This window comes from Rhodococcus sp. P1Y (assembly GCF_003641205.1).
Taxonomy (GTDB): domain Bacteria; phylum Actinomycetota; class Actinomycetes; order Mycobacteriales; family Mycobacteriaceae; genus Rhodococcoides.
Genome location: NZ_CP032762.1, coordinates 1,602,706 through 1,624,862, shown reverse-complemented (window position 1 = coordinate 1,624,862; position 22,157 = coordinate 1,602,706). Strand labels below are relative to the sequence as shown.

General features: G+C 63.4%; 21 protein-coding genes. 5 read left to right on the top strand and 16 right to left on the bottom strand.

Annotation, left to right across the window (positions count from 1 at the left end; all coding sequences use genetic code 11):
• Nucleotides 1-5: 5 nt before the first annotated feature.
• Nucleotides 6-923 carry a hypothetical protein gene (locus D8W71_RS07645; RefSeq protein ID WP_153275336.1) on the bottom strand — a complete coding sequence of 306 codons (918 nt, stop codon included), beginning with the start codon at nt 921-923 and terminating at the stop codon, nt 6-8.
• 127 nt (nt 924-1,050) lie between these two features.
• Nucleotides 1,051-1,998, bottom strand: a complete 948-nt coding sequence (locus tag D8W71_RS07640) for a GlxA family transcriptional regulator (RefSeq protein ID WP_121112376.1) — start codon at nt 1,996-1,998, stop codon at nt 1,051-1,053.
• A gap of 70 nt (nt 1,999-2,068) precedes the next feature.
• Between D8W71_RS07640 and D8W71_RS07635 the strand changes: the two genes are divergently transcribed.
• Nucleotides 2,069-2,851 carry an NAD(P)H-dependent oxidoreductase gene (locus D8W71_RS07635; RefSeq protein WP_121118773.1) on the top strand — a complete coding sequence of 261 codons (783 nt, stop codon included), beginning with the start codon at nt 2,069-2,071 and terminating at the stop codon, nt 2,849-2,851.
• Between the two features lie 91 nt (nt 2,852-2,942).
• On the opposite strand, the gene D8W71_RS07630 is transcribed toward D8W71_RS07635, so the two are convergent.
• Nucleotides 2,943-4,706: an ABC transporter ATP-binding protein gene (locus tag D8W71_RS07630; RefSeq protein ID WP_121112374.1), complete on the bottom strand. Its 1,764-nt coding sequence runs from the start codon at nt 4,704-4,706 to the stop codon at nt 2,943-2,945.
• Entirely contained in the window at nt 4,703-6,424 is a 1,722-nt protein-coding gene (locus D8W71_RS07625) for an ABC transporter ATP-binding protein (protein WP_442972023.1), read from the bottom strand. The genes D8W71_RS07630 and D8W71_RS07625 overlap by 4 nt, the downstream gene beginning before the upstream one ends.
• Nucleotides 6,425-6,617: 193 nt before the next feature.
• On the opposite strand from D8W71_RS07625, the gene D8W71_RS27570 reads away from it, so the two are divergent.
• Together D8W71_RS27570 and D8W71_RS07620 are read left to right on the top strand one after the other, a co-directional pair.
• On the top strand, nt 6,618-6,791 hold the full coding sequence (locus D8W71_RS27570) for a hypothetical protein (RefSeq protein WP_201265287.1): 174 nt from the start codon (nt 6,618-6,620) through the stop codon (nt 6,789-6,791).
• Between the two features lie 39 nt (nt 6,792-6,830).
• Nucleotides 6,831-8,291: an alpha,alpha-trehalose-phosphate synthase (UDP-forming) gene (locus D8W71_RS07620; RefSeq protein WP_121112370.1), complete on the top strand. Its 1,461-nt coding sequence runs from the start codon at nt 6,831-6,833 to the stop codon at nt 8,289-8,291.
• Between the two features lie 71 nt (nt 8,292-8,362).
• Here the strand turns inward: D8W71_RS07620 and D8W71_RS07615 are convergent, their stop codons facing one another.
• Together D8W71_RS07615 and D8W71_RS27875 are read right to left on the bottom strand one after the other, a co-directional pair.
• Nucleotides 8,363-8,830: a h domain protein gene (locus D8W71_RS07615; protein ID WP_328588818.1), complete on the bottom strand. Its 468-nt coding sequence runs from the start codon at nt 8,828-8,830 to the stop codon at nt 8,363-8,365.
• Complete coding sequence (locus tag D8W71_RS27875) at nt 8,827-9,660, bottom strand: hypothetical protein (RefSeq protein ID WP_236077779.1); 834 nt, start codon at nt 9,658-9,660, stop codon at nt 8,827-8,829. The genes D8W71_RS07615 and D8W71_RS27875 overlap by 4 nt, the downstream gene beginning before the upstream one ends.
• Before the next feature lie 138 nt (nt 9,661-9,798).
• Here D8W71_RS27875 and D8W71_RS07605 point away from each other — a divergent pair, with 138 nt between their 5' ends.
• Nucleotides 9,799-10,740 carry an alpha/beta hydrolase gene (locus D8W71_RS07605; protein ID WP_121112366.1) on the top strand — a complete coding sequence of 314 codons (942 nt, stop codon included), beginning with the start codon at nt 9,799-9,801 and terminating at the stop codon, nt 10,738-10,740.
• Here the strand turns inward: D8W71_RS07605 and D8W71_RS07600 are convergent.
• The 10 genes from D8W71_RS07600 to D8W71_RS07555 all read right to left on the bottom strand — a co-directional run bounded on the left by D8W71_RS07600 (nt 10,737) and on the right by D8W71_RS07555 (nt 20,809).
• The gene (locus D8W71_RS07600) at nt 10,737-12,140 is read right to left on the bottom strand and encodes an MCE family protein (RefSeq protein WP_121112364.1); all 1,404 of its coding nucleotides are present in this window, start codon (nt 12,138-12,140) and stop codon (nt 10,737-10,739) included. The genes D8W71_RS07605 and D8W71_RS07600 overlap by 4 nt on opposite strands.
• Nucleotides 12,137-13,309 carry an MCE family protein gene (locus D8W71_RS07595; protein ID WP_121112362.1) on the bottom strand — a complete coding sequence of 391 codons (1,173 nt, stop codon included), beginning with the start codon at nt 13,307-13,309 and terminating at the stop codon, nt 12,137-12,139. Before D8W71_RS07595 ends, D8W71_RS07600 begins: the two co-directional genes overlap by 4 nt.
• Nucleotides 13,306-14,544, bottom strand: coding sequence for an MCE family protein (locus tag D8W71_RS07590; RefSeq protein WP_121112360.1), 1,239 nt, complete (start codon nt 14,542-14,544; stop codon nt 13,306-13,308). The genes D8W71_RS07595 and D8W71_RS07590 overlap by 4 nt, the downstream gene beginning before the upstream one ends.
• A gap of 1 nt (nt 14,545) precedes the next feature.
• Nucleotides 14,546-15,616, bottom strand: a complete 1,071-nt coding sequence (locus tag D8W71_RS07585; protein WP_121112358.1) for an MCE family protein — start codon at nt 15,614-15,616, stop codon at nt 14,546-14,548.
• A complete protein-coding gene (locus D8W71_RS07580) occupies nt 15,603-16,631 on the bottom strand; it encodes an MCE family protein (protein ID WP_121118769.1) in 1,029 nt (342 codons plus the stop codon). The genes D8W71_RS07585 and D8W71_RS07580 overlap by 14 nt, the downstream gene beginning before the upstream one ends.
• A gap of 11 nt (nt 16,632-16,642) precedes the next feature.
• On the bottom strand, nt 16,643-17,791 hold the full coding sequence (locus tag D8W71_RS07575; RefSeq protein ID WP_121112356.1) for an MCE family protein: 1,149 nt from the start codon (nt 17,789-17,791) through the stop codon (nt 16,643-16,645).
• Between the two features lie 2 nt (nt 17,792-17,793).
• On the bottom strand, nt 17,794-18,645 hold the full coding sequence (locus D8W71_RS07570) for an MlaE family ABC transporter permease (protein WP_121112354.1): 852 nt from the start codon (nt 18,643-18,645) through the stop codon (nt 17,794-17,796).
• A gap of 11 nt (nt 18,646-18,656) precedes the next feature.
• Nucleotides 18,657-19,421 carry an MlaE family ABC transporter permease gene (locus D8W71_RS07565; RefSeq protein ID WP_121112352.1) on the bottom strand — a complete coding sequence of 255 codons (765 nt, stop codon included), beginning with the start codon at nt 19,419-19,421 and terminating at the stop codon, nt 18,657-18,659.
• A 229-nt stretch (nt 19,422-19,650) separates the two neighbouring features.
• Nucleotides 19,651-20,589 (bottom strand): 3-oxoacyl-ACP reductase, encoded by a 939-nt coding sequence (locus D8W71_RS07560; protein WP_121112350.1) that lies wholly within the window; start codon nt 20,587-20,589, stop codon nt 19,651-19,653.
• A gap of 31 nt (nt 20,590-20,620) precedes the next feature.
• Nucleotides 20,621-20,809 carry a ferredoxin gene (locus tag D8W71_RS07555; protein WP_121112348.1) on the bottom strand — a complete coding sequence of 63 codons (189 nt, stop codon included), beginning with the start codon at nt 20,807-20,809 and terminating at the stop codon, nt 20,621-20,623.
• 162 nt (nt 20,810-20,971) lie between these two features.
• Here D8W71_RS07555 and D8W71_RS07550 point away from each other — a divergent pair, with 162 nt between their 5' ends.
• Nucleotides 20,972-22,153: an acyl-CoA dehydrogenase family protein gene (locus tag D8W71_RS07550; protein WP_121112346.1), complete on the top strand. Its 1,182-nt coding sequence runs from the start codon at nt 20,972-20,974 to the stop codon at nt 22,151-22,153.
• The last annotated feature ends 4 nt before the right edge of the window (nt 22,154-22,157 follow it).

Here is a 22,157-nt window from a genome sequence, read left to right as displayed (position 1 = left end):
ACGCGCTACACCCGCGACAGTCCTAGCATCTGCAAGAATCGTTGGCCCGCAGATACTCTCGGCGGAGCGACCTCTTCGGTCTCGGATAGCAAACGGCGCGCAGCGTCGGAGTAGTCCGCGCACAGAACCTTCAGATTCGCTACTCTTCGTTCCATTGCCAATCCCGCCAGAAGTGGCAATGCGACCATAGTAGGAACAATAGTTGCTATGGGGTGTCGACTCTCGTTGAACGACCACACCAGCGCATAGATGAGGAGAGACCCGAAGACCAGCGTCATGCCTTTGCCTACATAGTGAAGGGCAGTCGACCGTGACTGCGCCATCCGACCGTAACGGAGGGCCGTCGACATCTCACGAATCGATCCTGGTGCCACCCAATCCGATCCCGCCGACCTCCAAGCACTATCGATGGAAAACGCTTCGTGTTCACGGTAATCCGGATCGACGCCATCGGTGATGAGTGGACTACCAGCAGCCTTACGAATGACACGAGCGACCTCCTTCGTCGCTATCGTCGTTGCAGTCACGACCACGGCCACCAGCACTGTGCACACACCTACATACAGACCTCCGCCCCAGACCGTTGAGTCGACGAACTTCACTGCCGTGAACAACGCAAGGGAGGCGAGAAACCACACTACGGTCGCGGATCCCCACACCGATCGAACCAACATTCCGAGCCACGTCGGCACCGAGATGTCGCTGTTGGATACAACGGGAATCGACGCAAAGTACACCGCGATGTAGACGAGAAACGCCGTGGTATAGGACATTGTGGCCACGAGCCACGCCCAGTCCCGAACGACGTTGATCCAGCCAGCATCGTAACCCGCCACCAACCCCCACATCGAGGCAATGGATACGAGTGCCGCCACGACCATGACCGCACCAGCGAACGCTCCACCCAACAGCGCTCCGAACACGCCATTCGGTATCGCCAGTTTTGTACCACTCCGTGTTTCGTACATCCCGAACCCCATTCGGCTTTCCGATCAGACTGTCGACCGATGCATATACTGCACGAGGGCACCGACAAGAACCTCGAAGCGCTCAGTGCACAACCCTGAACGTCGACCGATACGCACTCGGCGATACCCCGATGTCCGCCATCAACTGCTGACGCATCGAGGTGGCTGTCCCGAAACCTGCCTCGGCGGCGACGCGGTCGATGGTGTAGTCGGTGTTCTCCAGCAACTCTCTCGCGCGGTGGAGACGCTGCTGCACAATCCATTTCGCGGGCGACATTCCCACCTCTGCGGTGAAGCGCCTCGTGAACGTACGCACACTCATAGACTGCTTCGATGCCAACATCTCGAGACTCAACGGCTCACTCAGGTTGGCGACCGCCCAAGCCTGTGCGTCGGCGGTGGATGTGGCAGTCGTCCGCGGGACCGGGCTGTCGATGTATTGAGCTTGACCTCCACTTCGGTGGGGCGGAACGACGGTACCCCGCGCAACTCGATTGGCGACGGAAGAGCCGTGATCGCATCGAATCATGTACAGGCACAGATCGATTCCCGACGCCTCGCCTGCGGCGGTCAGGATGTTGCCCTCGTGTGTGTAGAGCACGTTCGGCTCGAGCAACACCCGTGGGTACTGAGCGCGGAACTGATCCGCCGAGTTCCAATGCGTCGTCGCGCGTTTGCCGTCGAGCAGACCCGCCGCCGCGAGCACGAACGACCCGGTGCAGATCGAGGCAATGCGCGCGTGTGCCGGCACAGCGTCGAGAAGGCCACCTACGTCGTGCCGGGAGGGCCCGTAGTCGAGGTCCGACGCAGGCACGATCACGGTGTCTGCGCTCTCCAGCTCCTCGACACCCCTCGTGACATAGATGTCCACGTCGGCGTCGGTTCGCACAGGACCGGGCGTCGACGTGCAGGTCACGACGTCGTACAGCGGTACACCGTCCTCGGACCTGGCCTGGCCGAAGAGTCGGTGCACCGAACCGAACTCCATCGCAAGCAGACCGTCACGAACGAACACGACAACCTTGTGCATGGCCGAATTCTTTCACATGTTGTCGTCTAGGCCACTGGTTCCAGCTCCGGAACTCGCGCAGGCTCGTCGTATGAACATTTTGTGGGTATTCGCGCATCCCGAACCACGATCCCTGAGCGGATCCCTCCGTGACACCGCACTCAAAAGCCTCGCCGACGCGGGCCACACCGTCGAAGAATCCGACCTGTACGCGATGGGCTGGAACCCCGTCGTCGACGCTGCCGACTACGGCCACAACCTCGCCGATCGCATGCTCGTCGCGACGGCGTCGTCGACTGCCCTTCGAAGCGGGACGCTCGCCGACGACTTAGCCACCGAACAGGAAAAACTGCGACGCGCAGATGCCGTCGTACTGCAGTTTCCGCTGTGGTGGTTCTCGATGCCTGCGATTCTCAAGGGCTGGGTGGACCGGGTGTTCATCGAGGGGTTCGGTTACGGAATCCGCAACCCCGAAGGCGGAACCCGGCGCTACGGTGACGGCCTGATGGCAGGTAAGCGGGCTCTGATCGTCACCACCATGGGCGGCAGCGAACACACCGTTGCGCCGCGAGGAATCAACGGCAGCCTCGACGAGCTACTGTTCCCGATTCAGCACGGATTCTTCTGGTACACAGGCATGTCTGTCCTACCGCCCGTGCTGATTCCGAGTGCCGACCGGATGACAGAACAGGGATATACCGTCGCCGAAAAACTGGTCGCACGCAGACTCGACCAGCTGTTCACCGATGAACCGATAGCGTTCCGCCATCAGAACGGCGGAGATTACGATGCCCGCTTCGTGCTCGAGCCCGAGCTCTCACCCGGGGAATCCGGCCTGCGGGTCCATGTGGCTCCGCCACCCGTGCGCGAATAATGACGCCCCGCGGTAATTACGCGCTCACGACCTGGTCAGGGGTCGTGAGCGCGTAGTTACGTTCGGCGGTAATCACGCACTCACCGGCGCGCTAGCGCGCACTCCACGCCGACCACAGCTCCGCATATCGCCCACCGGCGGCGACGAGTTCGTCGTGCGGGCCCTGCTCGAGGATTCGGCCGTGTTCGAGGACGATGACCCGGTCGGCCGCAGCGGCCTGGGTGAGTCGGTGCGCAACGATCAACGTGCTTCGGCCGCGCGTTGCGGCTTCGGCAGCGGCCTCGAGGTCACGCGCACCGGAACTTCCGGCTTCGGCAGTCGCCTCGTCGAGGACGGCGACGGCAGGGTCGGAGAGCACGAGCCTGGCGAGCGCAAGCTGTTGGGACTGAGCCGAAGTCAGCTCGCGCCCGCCCTCTCCTACCTGAGTGTCGAGACCGTCGTCGAGCGCATCCACCCACGTGTGTGCGCCTACGGTGACCAATGCAGCTCGCACGTCCTCGGCGCTCGCGTCGGGAGCCGCCAGACGCAGATCGTCGATCAACGAACCCGAGAACACGTGCACTTCCTGGCTGACGATCGCGATGTGCCTGCGCAGACCGTCGGCGCCCAGATCCTGCAGTGTCGCACCGCCGATGCGTACCTCACCGGCGCTCGCGTCGATGGATCCTGCTGCGATCGCGGCGATTGTGGACTTGCCTGCGCCCGTCGAACCCACGAGTGCAACAGTCTCCCCCGCTCCGACCGTCAGATCGATTCCGTGCAGCACCTCGTGCCCGGATTCGTACGAATGCCGAAGTCCCGTGACCTCCAGCCGACTGTCGACGGGGCTCGCCCCGGTTCCGACGGCACGCTCGTCGGGAATATCGATGACGCCGACGAGACGCGCGAGAGATGCACCGGCGGACTGGATGTCGTCGAACGAGAACATCAGCATGCCGATGGGATTGAACAATCGATGGAACAGTAGTGCGGCCGCGGTTACTTCACCGACCGTCACGTGGCCGTCCTGCACGAACAGGAAGCCGGCAGCGAGAATCACCGACAGACCAACGCATTCCGCGCGGTTGCTGCGCGAACCGAAGCGAGTGAAGAGCCGGAAGACATCGATGCCGATGTCCCGCGCCTTGCCCGACGCCTTGTCGATCTCGGCCAGGTGCGCTTCCTCGAGTCCGTAGGCGCGAACGGTTCGGGCGCCCTGCATGCTGCTGATGAGTGCCTGCGAACGCTCACCCATGGCCACACGTTCGGCGGCGTACAGGGGCGCGGATTTGGGGAGGTACCAGCGCAGTGCCATCACGTACATCGGGATGGCGACCATTCCTGCGAGACCGAGTCTCCAGTCCAGGCTCAGCATGGCGACGACGCTGAGCGAGACGAGCAACAGCGCCGAGACGATGTTGGGGATGACCTCGCCGATCGACTTGGCCATGACCGCGACGTCGTCGCCGACCCGGGACAGCAAGTCTCCCTTGCCCACTCGTTCCAGCGTTCCCACCGGAAGATGCAGTGCACGGCCGAGTACGCGCTCACGAAGCGACGCGAGGATGCCCTCGCCGAGCTTGCTGATCATGAAGCCACTCAGCGCCGTGAACACGCCACCGACGACGGCCGCGACCGTGATGATCGCGACGACGGAGACGATCGTCGACGTCGGCGCACCATCGGTCACTCGGTCGACCAGCACACCGAAAACGTAGACGGGAATCAGCGACATCGCCGCAGCGACAGCCGAAATGGCCAACGTCACCAGCGCCAGGCCCATTCGGCCCTTCAGCTCGCCGGACAGGAAGGCCCACGACCGCTTTCCCGTCGCGATGGGAAGGAGTTCTGGCTCCCAAGTGTTCGCCGTTGTCATCGCAGAACCGTTTCCCTGTAGCGCTCGTCGTTCAGAGCAAGATCGTGGTGTGTGCCCTCGGCGACGACGCGGCCGTCGTCGACCACGAGCACCCGGTGCGTCACCGCGAGGAGCGCGGGACTGGTCGTGATCAGCACAGTCGTCTGGGCATGCTCCACGACGTGTCGAAGATCCTTGATTCCGGTGGCGATGGAGTGCTCGGTGACCGCGTCGACCGCCGTCGTCGGATCGTGAAGGACCAGCACGGGCGCGGCGACCGACAGAGCACGCGCGAGCGCCACACGCTGACGCTGACCACCGGACAGCGACGCCCCGCGATCGGTGACGGCGTGATCGAGACCCCGCTCGTGCAATTCGACGACATCGGTCGCTGCCGAGGCGACGAGGATGCGGTCCAGTTCGTGGTCCTCTCGGTCGCGGCCGGCCGTGACATTGGTGCGGACGGTGCCCGCGAACAGATCGGTGTTGTGCGGCTCGACCAATACGGTCCGGCGCACCTCGTGCAATGCGAGATCACCGAAAGCGCGTCCACCGATCGTTACGGTGCCGAGGTAGTCGTCGGCACCGATCTGCCCCGACAGCACCGCAGCCAGCGCTTCCCCGTCCTGCGCGCGCAGGGCAACGACGCCGAGCAGTTCACCCGGCGCCGCCGACATGTCGAACCCGTCGAGCGAGCGGTACGTGACGCCGCTGACGGCCACCTCGGTGCTCGTCGGCGCGCCGGTACCACTGTCGTTCAGTACGTGATCGGCACCGAGAACCAGCGCGAGTCGGTCAGCCGATCCACGCACGATCGCGGCGACCCCGGGCAGACGCGACATCGTGGTGAGCGGCTCGATGACGAACTGCGACAGGCCGACGACCGTGATCAACTCACCCACCGAAATTCGACCCTGAAGCGCGAACAGGCCTGCCGTACCGGCGATCCCGACCGACAGCAAAGCGCTGACCGTCGTCGAGAATCCGACGTACACACTGTTGGCCTTGGCCATCTTCATGGTGGCACCCAGCGCCGTGCGGCTGGATTCGTGGAAGCGCACCGACGCCGCCGTCTCCGCCCCGATCCCGCGCAAGGGCCGCACGCCGCTGACCAAGTCGGTAGCCATCCCGGACACGCGGGCGACCTCGGCCTGCTGCGTCGTCGCCGTGCGGGTCAGCAGCGGCGCTGCCCGTTGAAGCAGATACATGATGACCGGAGTGCCGACGAGAACCGCGATACCGAGGGGGATGTCGATGATCAGGAGAGCAACCGCGCAGACCACCGTCGCGGTGATCGCGGCGACGGTGCGAGCGATGACGTCGAGAATCCAGGAGGTCTTCTCGGCGTCCGAGGTGGACACCGTCAGCAGTTCACCCGAGACCAGGTCGGTGCGGACGCCACGCGGATCCAGGACTCGTCCCGCGACCTCGACGCGCATCATGTGCGCCTCACGTTCGATGGCGACCACGATGATGCGGGCGCCGAAGCGGTACGCGTAGGACAGCACGACGAACAGTCCCGCCAGCGCGATCAACGAGATGATCATTGCCCGGCCGTCGCCTGTGTCGATGGCGCGGCCGACGATGAGGCCGATCGCGACCGGGACCATGGTCTCGCAGAACTGATGCACGCAGAAGAACAGCGACGAGATGATCATCCGTGCTCGTTGACGCATGACCGTGCGTCTCAGAATCGAGCTACCGGTCAGCGGGGTAGGAGCAGCAACGGGAACGGCCATCACGCCGCCCGGAAGGTAAAAGGCATTGCCGAACCCTATTCCATTTGCCCTTCTCGCTGGCCTGCTAGATCGAGCAGTGAAGGCTCACACACGGCGAAAGTGGCGAGAGGGCGTCGAATTCTCATAGAGTCGTGGCGCGACGAGCACATTCCTCGCAGGTTTCATCATTCAGCCGACGAAGACGGAGACGATCATGGCCGCCAAGACGACCGAGGAAAACGACATCGCCGACGAGGACTTGGTCCCACTCGCCGACGAGACCGCCAGCCAAGCACAGCGCGTCGTCGCTGCATACGCCACCGATGCCGACGAGTGCCGCATGCTTCTGGCGATGTTGGGTATTGAACCCACAGCGAAAGTCGACTGACCTCGCGCCACCTGAGATCGACGAACGAAAAGGACAGCAGTGGCTGACGCCTCGCAGGGCTCGGATTTTGTCGTCGTGGCCAACAGGCTGCCCGTGGACCTGGAGACGCTTCCCGACGGCACTACCCGCTGGAAGCGCAGCCCCGGAGGTCTGGTCACTGCATTGGAGCCGATCCTCCGCGCCAACAACGGGGCGTGGGTCGGCTGGCCGGGTGTTCCCGACGTCGAGGTCGAACCGTTCGTGGAGGACGAGCTCGAACTGTGCCCGGTGACGCTCAGCGAGAAAGAAGTCGCGGACTACTACGAGGGCTTCTCCAACGCCACGCTGTGGCCGCTCTACCACGACGTCATCGTCAAACCTGTCTACGACAGGGCCTGGTGGAATGCCTACGTCGAGGTCAATCGCCGCTTCGCCGAGACCACGTCCGCCGCGGCCGCCCAGGGTGCGACGGTCTGGATCCAGGACTACCAACTTCAGTTGGTTCCGAAGATGTTGAGGATGCTGCGCCCCGATCTCACCATCGGCTTCTTCCTGCACATCCCGTTCCCGCCGGTCGAACTGTTCATGCAGATGCCGTGGCGTGCCGAGATCATCGACGGTCTTCTGGGCGCCGACCTGATCGGCTTCCATCTACCCGGAGGAGCCCAGAACTTCCTGTTCCTGGCTCGGCGCCTGGCTGGGCAAGTGACCTCACGCGGCAGCGTCGGAGTCCGGTCGCGGCTGGGCTCGGTTCAGGTGGGATTCCGGACGGTACGCGTCGGCGCATTCCCCATCTCGATCGACTCGGGCGATCTCGACGAGAAGTCGCGGTCCAAGGCCGTACGGGATCGCGCCAAACAGATTCGCAAGGAGTTGGGCAACCCGAAGCGGATCATGCTCGGAGTCGACCGTCTCGATTACACCAAGGGCATCGACGTGCGCCTCAACGCGTTCCGTGAACTGCTCGAAGAGGACCGCGTCGACCCGGCAGAGAACATCATCGTGCAGCTTGCGACGCCGAGCCGTGAACGCGTCGAGAGCTACAAAGCGATGCGCGGAGAGATCGAGCAGCAGGTGGGACGGATCAACGGCGAATACGGCCAGGTCGGCCATCCCGTCGTTCACTACCTGCACCGACCGATCCCGCGTGACGACCTCATCGCCTACTTCGTCGCCGCCGACGTCATGCTCGTGACCCCGCTACGCGACGGCATGAACCTGGTCGCCAAGGAGTACATCGCGTCACGCAGCGACCTGGGCGGATCCCTCGTGCTCAGCGAATTCACCGGTGCTGCAGCCGAACTCCGACAGGCGTACCTGTGCAACCCCCACGACCTCGACAGCGTCAAGGATGCAATCGTGTCCGCGCTCGAGCAGCCGGCCGAGGAGGGTCGACGGCACATGCGTGCCATGCGACGCCAGGTCCTCGCCCACGACGTGGACCGTTGGGCCAGGGCGTTTCTCGACGCTTTGTCCAACCCGCCGCAGGATGGTCCGTCGGTGGGCGCTTCGCGCATGTGAGCGTTGGGCGCTCCGCGCCAGTGGCATGAATAAGTGCCCTCTGGGGCACCTATTCGTTCCACTAGGGCGGCCTAGATGGGCTCGAGATTGCTCGTCAGCCAGCGCCCGTCGACCTTCTCGAGACTCATCCGAACCCGGCTGCCGCTGCTCGCCGCGTCGGGGGCGTCGGAACTCGTGGTGATCTGGTTGAGGAACAGCAGGACTGTTGCCGCATCGGGTTCGGCGGACACTACGGCCGTTCCCTGCACGGTGACCTGGACGGTCAGCGACTTCTCCTTCGCTGCGGGGGCGATCACCTCGGTCACCAGCCCCAGGTATTCGTCCCTGAAGTCGCCGGTCAAACCGTCTGCCGCAGAGTTCAATTGCTGATCGACACCGCCGAAGTCGTAGGCCAACATCTTTTTCGCCTGCTCACTCGCTGCCGTCACTGCCTCCGAACGCGCCTGCTCGGTCTGCTCGGTCCGGTGATACTGGTAATAGAGCACGCTCACTCCCGCGGCCAACGCGAGAACGACCAACACTGCGAGCACTTTCCTCACGGCACGAACTCCACTCTCGATGCGGTCATGACACCGTCGTCATCGGCGATTCTGACGCGCAGCCTGAAGTCACGGGGTTGCGCTTCCTCGACGTCGGAGTTCTGCACCATCGCCCGCGCTGCCACCAAAACCTCGGCGTAATCGTCTCCGCTGCTCTCGATTCCCGCTTCGACGATCTCTCCGTTCGAGTCGACGCGGGCTTGCTGCACGACCTCGACGAACGGACCCTCACGGCCTTCGAACTCCGCCTTGAAGTCCCCGCTCGCACCGGCGAGCAACCGATCGACATCGGCCTGAGCCGAATCCGGATGAATCGTCGTCAGATTCAGCACCGTCTGGCGTGCGGTCTGCACGAAACGTTCCGCTCGTGCATCATCGGCGCTCGCCCCACGAAGACCGAGAAACAGATACACCCCCGCTGCAACCAAAGCGACCACCACGACGACGAACGCTGCCGTCAGAACAACGCCGCGTCGGCGGGATTCGATCTTCGGCGGAGCCTCGTCATGCTGTGGGGCTTCTGGATTCGGGGCCTCGGCTGGCTTCACGGCCTCGTCGGGCTTCACGGCCTCGTCGGGCTTCAGGGCCTCGTCGGGCTTCGGGGCCTCGTCGGGCTTCAGGGCCTCCTGCTGCGGGGCCTCGGGGTCCTCGGCCCGGGCGGCGGGGGTCTTGTCCAGAACCGGAGCCGAATCCTCCCCAGCCACGGGTCCTGCTGCGCGCACAGCCCGACGGCGCGGACGCCTGGGCGTCACGCCCTCGGGATCTCCCCCAACAGTGCCTGCGCCGACACTGCCTGAGCCAACACCGTCTTCAGTGACACCGTCTTCCATGACACCCTTCCTCGTACCAGCGGTACACGGCCATGCTAACTAGAACCGATTTCCGGGGGACCCCAATCGCTCGAATGCATGCCAGCCGATGCCCGACACACCATAACTGGAACTCGTTCCTGCTGCTAACCTCGGGCCATGACCCACCCCCTCACGTGGCATCACGACGTCAGCCGTCAGGCAAAGTTCTTGGCCTGCGCCATGAGACTGACTCTGAAGCCGACATTGCGCGTCTGGCCGCTCACCGACGGCGGCATCAAGGCAATCGGCCATTTCGATCGCGCAGTGGACAGACTGCCCAAGCCGAAGCGTGTGACCATCGAGCAGGTGACCCTCGGCGGAGTTCCGTGCGAGAAAACGACCCACCCACGCATCGCGACGGGATCTCTCGACGGCGCCACGGTGCTGTACTTCCACGGCGGCGGATTCGTGTTCTGCGGCCTCGCCACCCACCGCAGCGCCTGCGCAACCTTCGCTGCGCGCGCGGGCGTGCCCGTGTACTCCGTCGAATATCGCCAGATTCCGTACGGCGGCATCGGAACATCGATCGCCGACGCCATGGTGTCCTATCGGGCGGCCCTGGACGTCGTTGCCGACCCCTCGAAGATCATCGTCGCAGGCGACTCGGCCGGCGGATACCTTGCCATGAAGGTTGCCGAACTCGCTGTGCTGGAGGGCCTCACGCCTCCGGCTGCGGTCATCGGATTCTCCCCGCTGCTCAATCTCGACCTGAAGAGCCATCCACCGAAGTTCATGAAGAAGGACGCCTACCTTCCGATGAAACAGGTTCTGGCGCTGGAGGATCGTTGGATGAACGGTCCCGACGCCATCCCCGGGTCGAGTTCGCCGATCGACGTCGATCCGTCGATATTCCCACCGGTGTTCCTCTCCACGGCGGAGTACGAGCTCATGCGTCCCGACGTGGAAGCCATGACGGCCAAACTGGTCGACGCGGGCCGAACCGTCGAGACCCACGTGTGGAAGGGACAGGTTCATGCCTTCCCGGTCCTCGCCGGGGCGATACCGGAGGCCAGGGCTCTCCTGGACCTCGCTGTCGCATTCGCCGCTCGCAACCTCTAGGGCCCGATGGCCTGCTGCCCGGTCATCAAGCCCTCGATTCCCTGTACGGGGCTGAGACCTGGTTGGTGATAGGCGGTTCCGTCGGGTGCGACGTACGTACCGGTCTGCGGGTTGTACGGCCGTGCTGCCGATGCTGGGGCCACACTCGACTCCCCACTGGGGATTTCGGTGTACGACGGGACGCCTTGTTCGACGGGCCCCCAGGGTGGATTGTTGCCGAGTGGCACGTATCCTTCGGCGCTGCGACAGATCTCGGGCGTTGGCGCTCGTCGGCCAGGCACTTCCATGCACGGTAGGTTGCGCGATCCACGAACGGCAGTGCTGTCGTTCTGATCGACCTTGCAGAACAGGTCTGCCGGGGTGTCGGGTATCGAGAGTTCGTTCGGGTCGCGGCGTTGCTCCGGGGTGAGGAATCCTGTTGTGCAGGCGGGTGGGTCGTTGACCTCGAGCTGGAAGTCGACGATAGCTCCCTCGTCGGCCGGACCACTGCCGGCCGCCGTGACCAGCGCAGCCGTGACCGGTGGATACAACACCAGGATCTGTTCGATTCCTGCGTGGTAGATGACGCCCACCTCGCCGATGCTGACAAGGTTGGCGACCAGAAGCGGAAGCGTCGGGCGCAGGTTCTGGAACAGCTGATTGGCCTCCGCCGCAGCGCCCGGGCCCTTCTCGATCACTGCCCGTAGGTCCGGATCACTGGCCCTGAGCTGGTCGGTGAACGTCGCGAGACTGCTCGTCCACGTACGTATCGCATCACTGCTGACCACTTGCCCGTCGAGCAGCGGGCCGGCTTGGTCGAGCAGCAGTGTGGTATGCTCCGAATTCGCCTGTGCTTCTTGGACGAACAGACGCGACGAATCGATCAGCTGCTGCAACTCGGGCCCGGTTCCGTTGAACGCCTTGAAGGATTCGTCGACGACGGTCTGCAGCCTGGTGTCGGAGATGCTCTTCAACAGCACATCGGCCTGATCCAGCATCGGACCGACGTCCTGAGGCACCGAAGTACGGTCGACGGGTATGACGTCACCGCCTGCAAGATTGGGTTCGGAACTGCTACGCGGAATCAGGTCGACGTATTGCTCACCGATCGCGGAGACACTTTTGACCTGCGCGTCGACGTCGGCTGGGATCGAGTACGAACTGTCGATCGACAGTTGGGCGTCGACGCCGTCCGGGGTGAGCCGCACCGAATCCACCTCTCCCACGGTCGTGCCGCGGTAGGTGACGTTCGCGTTCCGGTACAGACCGCCCGTCGTCGGGAGCTCCACGGTGACACCGTAGCGTCCGATGCCGACGAGGGCGGGTGCACCCACGTACTGGGTGGCCATCATGACGAGCCCGATGACTGTCAGAATGGAGAAGATGATCAACTGTGCGCGAACAAATCTGGTGAGCATCATGGCGCGGGCACCCCTAGCCCGGGCAGACCCGGAATGACAGGGATCTCGATCGGCGGTAGACCGGGAATGTTCAAGGTGGGCGGCATGACAGGACCACGCAACGGGTCACCCGCCGACGACGCCGTGGGCGCAGCCTGCGTGCCGAGCGCTCCTTCGAGCCCACCCATCCTGCCCGCCAACGGAGTACCCGTCAGAAAATTGGCGTCGAGACGAGGAAGCGACAGGTCGATCGTCATGGCAAGGTTCGCGTAGTCCCCGCGAATCGCATTGTCGATGCCTTCCTGCGGGAACGGGTAGGTCAGCAGCACCGACAACACGTCGGTGAGAGCATTTCCGGAGTCTGCCAACGCTTTCAGCACCGGCGTCAAGCTCGCGATGTTGATCTGCAGGTTTTCGCCCGACGTCTCGATCAGCCGCGACACCACGTCGCTCATGTTGCCCAGCGACGTGAACGCAGCGGTGATGTTGGGCCTCTCCGCGATCAACACGTCGAGTGCGGGCGGAATCTCGTTCAGCGCCTTGGTCAACGTTGCGTTCTGGTTCTGTACGTTCACCGCCAGTCGATCGATACCGCTCATGGCGTCGATGATGTCGCCGCGTTGATCGTCCAAGCTCGAGACCAGCTCGTCGAGTCGGGGAAGAAGGTCACGCACCGAATCCTCGCGACCACCGATTGCGTTGTTCAGCTCGGTCGTGATGTCCTGGATCTGTGCGAGCCCGCCACCGTTGAGCACCACCGACAACGACGAGAGCGTCTGCTCGGTCGTCGGATACGCCCCTGCCCGCTCGATCGGAATGGTGTCGCCGTTCTCGAGCCGGCCTTCGGGGTCCTCCGGCGGCACCAGCGCCAGGTGCTGCGACCCGAGCAGAGACGTCTGGCCGATCTTGGCGCTCACGTTCTCCGGCAGTTCGACGCCATCGTTCACCGACACCGTCACCAGCGCGTGCCAGTCCTGCACCTCGATGGAGTCGACAGTTCCGACGGTGACATCGTCGACCATGACGGGTGAATTCTGTGACAGCGTCGTGACGTTGGGCATCTGAATCTGTACCTGGTAGGCGCCCTCGCCGCGTCCCTCGGTCCCGGGAAGCGGTAGGGAGTTGAGGCCGTCCCACTGACAACCGGCGAGCGTGAGAATCAGCAGGGTCGCGAGTAGTACCTTCTTCATCGCCCGCCTCCCAACAGATCCCCGAGACTCGGTACCTGAACGGTCGGCATGTCCGCAACAGGAGAAGGTGCCGGGGCTGGGGCTGGAGCTGGGGCCGGCTTCAGGCCTGGTTCGGTGTAGACGATCTGGTTCTCGAAAGCGTCGACGCCCATGATCGGATTGGCCAGGAACGCTGGATAATTGAACACCAACGAACTGAGCACCGGCCCGAGGTACTGCTTGCACAAGTCCGCACTACGCTCCGAGGTCGTGTTCTCGATTCCGGCGACGGCGCCGCACACGAAGTTGATCGGATTGCCGAAGTTGTTGGCAGCGATGGCGCCCGTCAAGGTGCCCTGTGCAGGTTGATAGATGTTGTTGAAGTTGGCCAACGCGTTGGGTCCGGCGTGGAGGATGCGTTCGATCTCGGGGCGCTTGGTGGTGAGCACCTGCGTGGCGTCGGCCAGCCGTGCGACACCTTCGACGAGTCCTGCTTGATTGTCGGCCACGAAGCGCTGCACCTCTCCCACTGCGACGTTCAGATCGGTCATGGCCGTGCCGAATTCGTCGGAACTCTGCGCGAGCATCTGCGACACCGACGCCAGACGGCCGCCGAACTGCACGATCTGCTCGTTGCTGTTCGACAGTGCCGTCACGAAAGCCTGCAAATTGCGGATCGTTGCGAACAAGTCGGTCCTGCCGTCCGAGAGCACACGCATCGTGTCGGACAGTTCGGTCAGTGTGGCTCTCAGCGAATCTCCGTTGCCGTCCAGGTTGTCGGCCGCGGTGTCGATGAATCGTCCCGCAGGGCCTTTCCCGTCGACCCCATCCGGGCCGAGAGCAGTCGAGAGCTTGGTCAGTTCGGTCTTGATCTCATCCCACTCGACGGGAACCGCAGTCCGCTCCAGTGGGATCACCGCACCGTCGGACAGGGAAGGTCCACCCGCGAACACGGGAGTGAGCTGGACGAAACGAGCCGACACGAGGCTTTGCGCGATGATCACCGCCTGCGCATCGGCTGGGATGTTCAGGTTGGCCTCGACGTCCATCGTCACCGTCGCGTTCTCACCGTTCGGATCGATGGAACGCACCTTTCCGACGTTCACTCCGAGCACCCGCACGTCGTCCCCGGCGTAAAGGCCTGTAGTCGAGGAGAACTCCGCAACGACAGTCTTCTGGGTTGCACTGTTGTACACGAAGTACCCCGCCACGGCCAGAACCACCGCAAGCACGACCACGATCGATATTCTCTTCATCTCACTCCCCCGGCGGTTTCAGGATCGGCGGGGCGTTCTTCGGGAGCAGGTCAGCCAGTGTGCCCGGCAATTGTTCCGGCGCAACGACACTGTCGACGACGGTCTTCCACCACGAACTCGGCAGGATGTTCTGGATGTATGCGTTGAAGAACGGCCCGCTCGCCACGGATTCGCCCAGTGCGCTGATGTACGGGCCGAGTCCGTCGAGCGCACCGGCGATGTTGTCGTTGTTCTTCTGCAACACTGCCACTACGGAATTGAGCTTCTCGAGGGTCGGCCCGAGTTGCGTCCGATTCTCCTGCACCAAGGCCGTCAGCTGACGCGATACGGCGGAGATGTTGGTGATCAGTTGGCTGATCGCGGTGCGGCGCCGATCGAGTTCACCGAAGAGCTCGTTGCCGTCGACTATCAGTTGATCGATCTGTCCACTGCGATCCGCCAGGATGCCGGTGACGCTTTCGGCTCTCTCCAGGAGCTGTTGGAGAGATTCGTCGCGAGAGTTGATGCTCTCAGACAGTCGGGACACACCGTTCAGGGCGGCCTTCAGATCGGGCGGGGTGTCGGTGAAGGTATCCGACACCACGTTCATGGCGTCGCCCAGCTGCTGGGTGTCCAGTTCGGACACGGTAGTTCCCAGATCCCCGAGCGCTTCGGTCAGCGAGTACGGCGAATTGGTCCTGCTCGACGGTATTGTCTGCCGCACCCCGATCGCGCCGTCGCCGGACGGGTCGACCTTCAGCGACTTTCGACCCAGAATCGTGTTGGTCTTGATGTCGACCGTCGTTGCGTCCCCGAGAACTATGTTCTCCTGCACCGTGAATTCGACGCGTACCTCTTGCTCGTCGAGGCCGATGGTCTCGACCTTCCCGACGGCAACTCCGGCGACCATGACGTCATCACCGACAGCAAGCCCTCCCGCATCGAGGAAATTCGCCGAGTAATTCGTCCCGCTGGACAGGAACGGCAGTCGGTCGTACTGCAGTGTCGCGAGAACGATGCACACGGCGAGGACGATGCCGATGACACCTACATGGGCGAGGTGTTTCGCTGTGTCACTTTCAGTTCGCTCCATTTATGTTTGCACACCTCCCCGTGTCTTGCTTCGCTGTCGGGACGAGAAGTGTGCGGCCGTCGGGACCGGAGAGTTTGAACGTGTTGGAGCATAGATAGAACTGGAAGAAGCTCCCGTAGGAACCGACGCGGATGAGCTTCTTGTAATCGCTCGGCAAGCGCGTCAGGACGCGGTCGATGTTGTCTTTCCCCAGATCGAGTTGCGTTGCTGTACGGCCTGCTTCGGCGATCATGGATTGGATGTCGGGCCGCGACGCCTGCAGAAGACCCGCGAGATCGGCCGTCGCACCGTCGATTTTCGGAATTGCCGCGCCGATGGGATCGCGGTCTTGCGCAAGCCCGCTGACGAGCTGCTGCAGTGAGTCGATGGTGGTCTCGAACTGCTGGCCTTGACTGTCGATGGTGCCCAGCATCGTGTTCAGGTTGGTGATGACGTCGCCGATCAACTGGTCACGGTCGGCGAGTGAGTTGGTGAACGAGCTCGTGTTGCCGAGCAGCGAGACCAGCGTTCCTCCCTGACCTTGCAGTACGTGCAACAGCGCGGCCGACAGGTCGTTCACCTGCTGCGGATCGAGCCCCCTGAGCAATGGCTTGAATCCACCGAGGAGCATGTCCAGGTCGAGTGCGGGGGCGGTCCGATCGATGGGAATGGTTCCGCCGTCGGCCAGTTCGTCCGTACCGCCCGGCCCTTCGAGCAGTTCCAGGTAGCGATCCCCGACGAGGTTCTCGTAACGCACCGTCGCACCCGTCGTCGTCAGCAGTCGATACTTGGCATCGACGTCGAAGTCGACCTGCGCTACGGTGCCGTCGGCGATTTCGACGCCCTTCACCGACCCGACCGGGACTCCTGCGATCCGGACCTTGTCGCCCGATTTCAGACCCGAGGCGTCGACGAAGACTGCATGGTATCGATCGGCGCTACCGAAGCGGTACTGGCTGAACACCAGCGCCAACGCCGCGAAGATCAACACCATGACGAGGGCGAAAATCGACAACTTGACGGTGTTGCTTCTCATGGCTGGTGTTTTCACGGCCACGCTCCGGCGAAGAGGAACTGAAAGATCGTCGGGACGTTGACGGCGGGTTGGGTCGAGGGAATGTACGGCTGCGTCCCGGTGTCGGCGACGACGAACGGCGCCGGCCCCTGCTTCGGGTCGAAATCGGGCAGACCGTAACAATTGGGCCCGCCGGACGCTGCGATCTTGGGTAGGTCCTTCTCCACCGTGTATGCCGGATCTCCCAGTAGGAAGCTCGAGCTCAACTGAATCGACGCTTTGTCCCCTGCACCCGCAAGTGGGCCGAACGCAAGCCGTCCCTTGTTGAGCCCGACGAGGAAGCACGTCAGGGCGGGCGAGTACTCGTCGAGCAGAGTCGTTGTGTCGGTGAGGGTTCCGAGTGCGGTTTCGAGCGGTTGCTCGTTCTCGGTCAGTACCCCGTTCGCGGTATCGGCCAGGCCGGTGACATTCATCAGAAGAAGATCCAGGTTCGCTTGCTCGGACACGACGGTTTCCGATGTCGTGGTGGCGTTGTCCAGTACCCGCATCAGATCGGGCGTCGCATCGGCGTAGACGTTGGTCACGATGGCAGCCGCCGACAGATCCCGTTGCAGCGCAGGAAGAGACGGGTTCATAGTCGTCAGGTATGCGTCGGTGTCCTCCAGCAGTTCGCCCAGCTCGTTTCCGCGACCGCGCAGCGCCGACGACACGGCCCCGAGGGTCGCGTTCAGCTTCTCCGGCTCCAGCTTCTGCAGCACCTCGGACAGATGTTGGAACAAGGTGTTGAACTCGACGGTCACACTGTCGGCCGAAATGACCGCGCCCGCTTGGAGAGTCTGCGGCGACGGGTCGGGAGGGACGAGGAAGTTGACGTACTTGGACCCGAACACCGTCGTCGACTTGATATCGACGCCGGCGTTCGCTGGAATCATCGACAGCGTCGCCGGGTTCAGATCCAGGTGAATCTCGGCCGTCCCGCCGTCCTGCGTGATGGTCGCGACCCTCCCCACTTCGACGCCGCGGAGCTTCACCTTCGCCTGCGGATCCATGACCAGTCCGGCGCGTTCGGAGGTGACGGTGACTCGAACCGTGTCGGTGAATCCACCCGCGAACGTCGTCAGCGCAAACGCCACGATGACGACGAGACCGAGAACGAGGCCGGCAGCGGCAAGTTTCTTCATCTCTACCCCGACAGGTTGAAGTTGCCGGAGCTGCCGTAGATGGCAAGCGAAATCAACAGGGTCACGGTTACGACAGCGATCAACGATGCTCGGACGGCATTGCCCACCGCCACGCCGACGCCGACCGGACCGCCGCTGGCGGTGTAGCCGTAGTAGGTGTGGATCAGCATGACGGCCAGCGCCATCACGATTGCCTGCGCGAACGACCACAGAATGTCCGTCGGGATCAGGAAGGTGTCGAAGTAGTGGTCGTACACACCAGGCGATTGCCCGTAGATCACCACTGTCGCAAAGCGGCTCGCGATGAACGACGCGATGACGGCGAGCGAATACAGCGGCACGATCGCCACCATGCCGGCGAGCACCCGAGTGCTGACCAGATACGGAATCGACGGAATGGCCATCGATTCCAGTGCGTCGATCTCCTCCGAGACACGCATGGCACCGAGCTGCGCCGTCGACCCGGCACCGATAGTGGCCGCGAGACCGATACCCGCGATGACCGGAGCCGCGATGCGGACGTTGATGAACGCGGCGAAGAATCCGGTGAGGGCTTCGACGCCGATGTTCCCCAGTGAGGAGAAGCCCTGCACCGCAATGGTTCCACCGGCGAAGAGCGTCAGAAATCCGACGATGACGACGGTGCCGCCGATGACCGCGAGAGCACCTGACCCCATGCTGATCTCGGCGACGAGACGCAACGTTTCCTTCTTGTACCGCACCGCTGCGCGCGGAACCGATGCGAGGGCCTGGAGATAGAAGATCGCCTGCTCGCCCAGACGATCGGTCGAACGCGACACACGGGCAATGCGCCTGCGCGTCAATGGGAATCGGCCTGCTGCAGCGAGAGCCATTCAGCGCCGCCTCATCCGGCCGTCAACTTGATACCGACGGCCGTGACGACGACGTTGACGACGAACAGTGCCATGAACGCGAACACCACGGTCTGGTTCACCGCATTACCGACGCTTTTGGCTCCGCCTTTGACGTTCAAGCCGAGGAAACACGCGACCAGCCCGGCGATCATGCCGAACAGTCCTGCTTTGACCTGGGATACGACGAGTTCACCGAAACCGGTGAGCAAGGTGATTCCGCTGACGAACGAACCGGGGTTGACGCCCTGCAAGAACACCGAGAACACGAATCCTCCGAGGATCCCGATGGTGCAGACGAGCCCGTTGAGCAACAGCGCTATCACCGTGGACGCGAGCACCCGGGGAACGACGAGGCGGTGAATCGGATTGATACCGAGCACCCGCATGGCGTCGATCTCCTCGCGAATGGTCCGCGCGGCGAGGTCGGCGCAGATAGCCGTTGCGCCGGCTCCCGCAACAATGAGAACGGTGACGATCGGCCCGACCTGAGTGACTGCGCCCAGTGCCGCGCCCGCCCCGCTGAGGTCTGCCGCACCGATCTCCCGCAGCAGGATGTTGATCGTGAAGCTGACCAGAACGGTGAACGGCACCGCGACGAGAACCGTCGGGACCATGGAGACGCGAGCGATGAACCACGCCTGATCCACGAACTCGCGCCGCTGGAACGGCCTGGAGAAGACCGCGCGCAACGTGTACCAGGACATGTCGAAGAATGCGCCGATGGCCCGCAGCGGTACGAGAAGGAGGTCGTTCATGCACCCTCCCTACTTGCGTCGTGTGACTCAGGTCATATTAACTAGAACGTGTTCGGTAGTCAAAGAAGAAGCTGCTTCAGCCATAAGATGTTGTGTAACAATTGAATACGGTTCCAATACGGATTAAGACTGGAACGTGATCCAGTTTGTCGGAAGGCGTCGAATATCGACCCGGACGTCACCATCTTCGTACTCCACCCCACTCACGTGTGGCGGAAACTCGAAATGACTACGAACCGGCCGTGACCTGGGGTTCTCCCAGGTCGAGTGCAGCCGACGCTGAGAAGGTTCTCGACGGATCCCGTCCCGAGAAGTGAGAACCGATCCGTTCCGCGAGTCCGTCGGGAGTCCAGGAATCTCCGGACGCGTCGAACCGCTCCTCGACGGTCGGCGCTGCCATGAGCGCGACCATCGGACCGTAGACGACGAAGACCTGGCCGTTGACCTGCTCGGCCGCAGGGGACGCCAGGTAGCTCACCAACGCCGCGACATGCTCGGGCGACAGAGGATCCGGTGCGCTCTCCGGTGCCGCGCCGAACACCGACTCCGTCATCGACGTTCGCGCACGAGGGCAGATCACGTTGGCACGCACGCCGTACCGCGACAGGGCCCGCGACGCAGACAACGTGAGTGCGGTGATCCCCGCCTTCGCTGCGCCGTAGTTGGCCTGACCCTCTGGTCCGAGAAGCCCTGCCTCCGAGGAGGTATTGACGATCCGTCCGTACACCGGCCCGCTTGCGGCCTTGGATTCCGCACGCCAGTAGGCCCCGGCGTTGCGGGTCATCAAGAAGTGCCCACGAAGGTGAACTCTGACGACGGCGTCCCAATCCTCGTCGGACATGTTGAACAACATGCGATCTCGGACGATCCCCGCGTTGTTGACGACAATGTCGACGCGGCCGAATCGCTCCTGCGCCACGGCGAACATCGCATCGGCCGTCGAGCGGTCGCCGATGTCGCCCGGAACGAATGCGACCTCGACACCAGCCTCCTTGACGAGGTCGATCGCCTCGTCGGCCGCCGGGCCTGCGGATAAGTCGCCGAGGACGATGTTCGCGCCCGACCGAGCGAGCCCGATCGCTTCGGCCCTGCCGAGCCCCGATGCCGCGCCGGTGACGAGGGCGACCCGTCCGTCCAGTCGTACTTGTTCGTCGTTCACGGCTCGAATGTAGAACGTGTTCTTGTTTATAGCAAGGAGGCTATGGCCGCCAGCGAAGCGCTGCGCGCGGGCACCCCGCGATGGCGTCGTCGATCGCGGCCTTGTTCTCTGGCAGGTCGGCCGCGTCGGTGACGATCAACTGATCGTCGTCGTCGAGCTCGAACACATCGGGAGCCAGGCCAACGCATACGCCGTTGGCCTCGCAGAGATCGAAGTCGACCTCGACCATGTCCGCTCCTCTCGGTGGGGGCTTCGCCCCCGTGCGTGCGTAGTGACACCAGGGCGTAACTACGCACTCACCGGGGGATATCAGTCGTAATACTAGAACCTGTTCCACCTCGTGTGCAATGATTCCACCAGCATGGAACGTGTTCCAGAAACGAGGCCACCAATGCACATCGCGTACACCGAGAAGCAGGCAGCGCTGCGCGAGGAGCTGCGCTTGTATTTCGCGCAACTGATCACCCCCGAACGGCGCGAGGCGTTGAGTTCGACCTCGGGTGAGTACGGCGAAGGCACTGTCTACCGCGACGTGGTTCGCCAGATGGGCCAGGACGGGTGGCTGGCACTCGGCTGGCCCACCGAGTTCGGCGGTCAGGCGCGCTCGGCGATGGATCAACTCATCTTCACCGACGAGGCAGCCATCGCAGGCGCACCGGTGCCGTTCCTGACCATCAACAGCGTTGCCCCCACGATCATGGCGTTCGGCACCGAGGAGCAGAAGTCCTTCTTCTTGCCCCGCATCGCCGCAGGTGAGCTTCACTTTGCGATCGGCTATTCCGAACCCGAGGCCGGTACCGACCTGGCGTCGCTACGAACCACCGCGGTGCACGACGGCGACGACTTCGTCATCAACGGTCAGAAGATGTGGACGTCCCTGATCCAGTACGCCGACTACGTGTGGCTCGCCTGCCGTACCGATCAGGATGCACGCAAGCACCGCGGCATCAGCATGCTCGTCGTCCCCACCGACGCCGACGGCTTTTCCTGGACGCCCGTGCACACCATGGCAGGCCCCGATACCAGCGCCACGTACTACCAGGACGTCCGTGTACCCAGCAACGCCCTGGTGGGGGAAGAAAACCGCGGCTGGTCCCTGATCACCAACCAGCTCAACCACGAACGGGTCGCTCTCACATCCGCGGGTCCGCTGGTGGCGTCACTGCGCGAGACCCGGGCCTGGGCCCAGAACACCAAACGGCCGGACGGCACCAGGATCATCGACCAGGAATGGGTACAGATCGCACTCGCGCGCGTGCACGCAAAGGTCTCGTACCTGGAACTGCTGAATTGGCAGATCGCCAGCGCGGACTCTTCCGAGCTCGGTCCCGCCGACGCGTCGGCGAACAAGGTGTACGGCACCGAACTCGCGACCGAGGCGTACCGCGCACTCATGGAAATCCTCGGCCCGTCCGCCACACTCCGCCAGGGTTCACCAGGAGCGCAGTTGCACGGCAGACTTGAACGCTTGCACCGATCCTCGCTGATTCTGACCTTCGGCGGCGGCACCAACGAGGTGCAGCGCGACATCATCGGCATGACAGCTCTCGGGCTTCCTGCCTCGGCTCGCTAGGAGT

Coding starts and splice junctions, on each gene's coding strand:
- D8W71_RS07640 (WP_121112376.1), bottom strand. CDS start 1,998: ATGCACAAGGTTGTCGTGTTCGTTCGTGACGGTCTGCTTGCGATGGAG.
- D8W71_RS07635 (WP_121118773.1), top strand. CDS start 2,069: ATGAACATTTTGTGGGTATTCGCGCATCCCGAACCACGATCCCTGAGC.
- D8W71_RS07630 (WP_121112374.1), bottom strand. CDS start 4,706: ATGACAACGGCGAACACTTGGGAGCCAGAACTCCTTCCCATCGCGACG.
- D8W71_RS07625 (WP_442972023.1), bottom strand. CDS start 6,424: ATGGCCGTTCCCGTTGCTGCTCCTACCCCGCTGACCGGTAGCTCGATT.
- D8W71_RS27570 (WP_201265287.1), top strand. CDS start 6,618: ATGGCCGCCAAGACGACCGAGGAAAACGACATCGCCGACGAGGACTTG.
- D8W71_RS27875 (WP_236077779.1), bottom strand. CDS start 9,660: ATGGAAGACGGTGTCACTGAAGACGGTGTTGGCTCAGGCAGTGTCGGC.
- D8W71_RS07605 (WP_121112366.1), top strand. CDS start 9,799: ATGACCCACCCCCTCACGTGGCATCACGACGTCAGCCGTCAGGCAAAG.
- D8W71_RS07600 (WP_121112364.1), bottom strand. CDS start 12,140: ATGATGCTCACCAGATTTGTTCGCGCACAGTTGATCATCTTCTCCATT.
- D8W71_RS07595 (WP_121112362.1), bottom strand. CDS start 13,309: ATGAAGAAGGTACTACTCGCGACCCTGCTGATTCTCACGCTCGCCGGT.
- D8W71_RS07590 (WP_121112360.1), bottom strand. CDS start 14,544: ATGAAGAGAATATCGATCGTGGTCGTGCTTGCGGTGGTTCTGGCCGTG.
- D8W71_RS07585 (WP_121112358.1), bottom strand. CDS start 15,616: ATGGAGCGAACTGAAAGTGACACAGCGAAACACCTCGCCCATGTAGGT.
- D8W71_RS07580 (WP_121118769.1), bottom strand. CDS start 16,631: ATGAGAAGCAACACCGTCAAGTTGTCGATTTTCGCCCTCGTCATGGTG.
- D8W71_RS07575 (WP_121112356.1), bottom strand. CDS start 17,791: ATGAAGAAACTTGCCGCTGCCGGCCTCGTTCTCGGTCTCGTCGTCATC.
- D8W71_RS07570 (WP_121112354.1), bottom strand. CDS start 18,645: ATGGCTCTCGCTGCAGCAGGCCGATTCCCATTGACGCGCAGGCGCATT.
- D8W71_RS07565 (WP_121112352.1), bottom strand. CDS start 19,421: ATGAACGACCTCCTTCTCGTACCGCTGCGGGCCATCGGCGCATTCTTC.
- D8W71_RS07555 (WP_121112348.1), bottom strand. CDS start 20,809: ATGGTCGAGGTCGACTTCGATCTCTGCGAGGCCAACGGCGTATGCGTT.
- D8W71_RS07550 (WP_121112346.1), top strand. CDS start 20,972: ATGCACATCGCGTACACCGAGAAGCAGGCAGCGCTGCGCGAGGAGCTG.